The following is a 3,013-nucleotide window of genomic DNA, read 5'->3' on the forward strand; positions in this document are numbered from 1 at the left end:
AAGCGGCTTCCAGCACGCCGATATCTTCGGCATGGATAATGTCGCGCCAGACGTCCTTGTCACTGGCAACCTTGACGCCGTAATCCGACCAACGACGGTTCAAATAAACGATGCGACCGTCGTTGGATGTACTCCAAACCATGCTCGGAATAGCATCGATCGTCGCGATCAACTCTTCCTTCTGCTGCCGCAATTCGGCTTCCAGGAATCTCGCTTGAGTGACATCGCTGTCAGTTGAAAGAACCGCAACGGGTTCGCCCGATTTATCTCTCGATATCGTCCAGCGACTGGAGATGATGATTCTCGCGCGGTTCTTGCAGGTTCGCGTGAACTCCCCCTGCCAGCTACCATCCTCTATGGCTCTGCTTAACAGATCGGCCGCCGGCAGTTGCGATTCCGTGGCAGTGAGTTCATGGAACGCCTTGCCCGCTGCTTCGGCTGCGCTCCAGCCGTAAAGACGCTCGGCACCGCGACTCCAAAAACTGATAAGACCGTCCAGTCCGCACACGACGACCGCATCGTGAGTAAGGTTGAGCAGATCGATCTGCTTCTGGAGGGTGAGTCGATTGCTCTGGTTGCGCAGCGCCAAAGCAGACACCGTTACGATGGCTAGCACGCTCAGCCCGCAACGCGCCAGGGAACTGATCGCCGTTTGATCGCTTTGTGCAAGCAGAAAACCCAGGACAGTCATGGAAACGCATGACCATGCCACTACAACGGTCACGGCCTGGGACGCGACCGACGCGACTAGTAGTATCACGACAACGTAAAGAACAGCCACCGCAACATCGATTGGCGTGAATGCATCGGCGATAAAGATACAAACGGCGAGGAGCGTAGCAATGAGGTAGACGACCCGCTGTCTTCTCTCCAAGACATCTTCCTCATTGTCGCTGAATTTCGCGGCCCCCATGTTCGCATCAGAGCGCGACGCAAATCCCGCACTTATGGTGCTGCTTTCGCTCCTGCGACGATCATCATCCATATGACCTTTTGCTTCAAAACGATATCCTGAGGATCAACTTCATGCACTCGGTGAGGCGATGTCGTCGAGGCGAAGTTCGATCTGAACCGGATCAACAGGTTTGCTGAAAACGCAAATCGCGCCAAGCTTCATCGCCTGCCTGTGAGTGGCTTCGGATGGAAACGATGTAATGAAAATGACAGGAGGAGCTACGCCTCTTTCAAGCAGCATCTCGTACATTTCCAACCCCGAGATACCGGGCATTTGCACGTCCGAAATGATACACGCAACGTCCGCGATTCGTTCTGCACTCAGGAACTCTTCCCCCGATTCGTAGGTTCTGACTTCCCACCCGAGCGAACGCACAAGACTGCCGGTTGCTCTACGAACTGATTGATCGTCGTCGATAATTGAAACTACTGATTGATTTGCCATAAGAGCAACGTTCCTTACCTCCATGCCTTAAGGATGGCGCAAATTCGGCGCCCAGCGTCGATGCCCCATGCGAATGGTAGTTCGCGGTCGAGATCACGGTAACTATACGTATGTATGAGCGCTACCCTCGGCGTTATCCGATGAAACGATGAGGCGGCGCAGAAGCCGCCGACGGCCGCCCGCAAGGCGGTCAGCCTCTCACGGCACACGAGATCAACACCCGTCACAATCCATCCGGCCTCAACGCTTGCCCATGTCCATCACATACGATGCACCAATGCGTCGTGGCCAACATGCCGAATGGGCAACGCACCCATATGGCTCATGCCGACAACCCTACGAAGGGGCGCATCAAATGATTCAGCCTGCGCCGATATCTGCACCCGCGAATCCTCCGCACCCTGCCGCTGAAGTTGTTCCTGGATCCAATCAAGAAACGCCCTGACGGACATGGGAACATGCTTTCGATCGCTATAGAGAACCGAGATCGGCTGCGGCGGAGGAGAGTTCTCTTCGAGGATGCTTACCAGTCGACCGGCGGAAATTTCTTCTGATACCATTCGCTCGCAAACTTGAACGACTCCGACTCCGCCGACCGCATAACGAATCGCGGATCCGGCATCGTTTACAGAGATGCGCTCGGGGAACTTCAGACGCACCTCCTCTCCTCCGACCATGTATCGAAATTCGCGCGTCGGCCCGAAGCGTCGTGGCGTGTAATGAATTATCTCGTGATCTCGCAGCCCTTCCGGATCCCGCGGTATCCCATGCCGCGCGAGATACGAAGGGCTCGCAACCGTCAGCGCGTGAAAGCTACCGACGCGCCGACTGCGGAGAGACGAATCCGCGAGTTGGCCAACCACGACAGCGCAGTCGACGCCGTTGGCAATCAAACCGTCCGGATCGCCTCCGACGTTGATGCGCAGCGCCACCTCCGGGAATGCCGCCTTGAATTCCGGGACAAAAGGCAGAATCGCATGGGCCACTTCCTGGTCGACGTCCACAGTCAGGTGGCCGCGCGCAATCTTACCCGTCCCACTGAGCTGCTCCTTCATTTCGCAAATTTCGCTCAGTATCCTCTCACAATGCTCGAAATACTGACTGCCTTCTGCCGTCAATCGAATACAGCGAGTGGAGCGCTGCATTAATGTCACGCCGAGGTGGGCTTCCAGTTGGCGAACAAGGGTGCTGGCCGATCCAGCGCTCATACCCGCAATTTCAGCCGCCGCTGTAAAGCTGCCGACGCGCGCGATGTGAGTGAAGATCGACATTGCCTGCAGGATTCGGTCCATACTTTTCTCCTGGATTCGTGAGTGAAGAAACACGAATCCAGTCTATGGAACAGCGGCCGCTCACTCCATTACCTCGCGGGAGTCAATGTCACATACGATGGTGTTAAGTCATTAATTCATTGTCGCGCGAAAACGCCACCCGGCTTCGGTCCGACATCCGTCTGCCAACGTGACGTGTATCCGCACCACGTCACAACCCATCGCGAGACGCGAGACCTTGCCCGGGCGTGGAGTTTGACAAGGTAAGACGAGCGCAATGAGTGGTGGCGCGAACAATTGCGTGCAGCGAAATCTATCGAATACCTGCGTGGACGGCCGGACG

Annotated in this window: 3 protein-coding genes; all 3 read right to left on the minus strand. The window is 56.1% G+C overall.

Going from position 1 to position 3,013, the window contains the following annotated elements; translation table 11 throughout:
• Positions 1-985 (minus strand): PAS domain-containing protein (locus JMF90_RS31315; protein WP_201325890.1); only part of this gene is annotated, 985 nt, incomplete at its 3' end.
• Positions 986-1,024: 39 nt separating this feature from the next.
• Positions 1,025-1,399: a response regulator transcription factor gene (locus JMF90_RS31320; RefSeq protein WP_012339456.1), complete on the minus strand. Its 375-nt coding sequence runs from the start codon at positions 1,397-1,399 to the stop codon at positions 1,025-1,027.
• Between the two features lie 260 nt (positions 1,400-1,659).
• Positions 1,660-2,691, minus strand: coding sequence for a LysR family transcriptional regulator (locus JMF90_RS31325; RefSeq protein ID WP_012339455.1), 1,032 nt, complete (start codon positions 2,689-2,691; stop codon positions 1,660-1,662).
• Between the last annotated feature and the right edge of the window lie 322 nt (positions 2,692-3,013).

The sequence above is a fragment of the Burkholderia sp. E168m23 genome (assembly GCF_016586125.1).
In the GTDB taxonomy this organism is placed as follows: domain Bacteria; phylum Pseudomonadota; class Gammaproteobacteria; order Burkholderiales; family Burkholderiaceae; genus Burkholderia; species Burkholderia orbicola.

What these genes read in the sequence shown, in the direction of transcription:
- JMF90_RS31320 (WP_012339456.1), bottom strand. Translation starts at nt 1,399, where the DNA reads ATGGCAAATCAATCAGTAGTTTCAATTATCGACGACGATCAATCAGTT.
- JMF90_RS31325 (WP_012339455.1), bottom strand. Translation starts at nt 2,691, where the DNA reads ATGGACCGAATCCTGCAGGCAATGTCGATCTTCACTCACATCGCGCGC.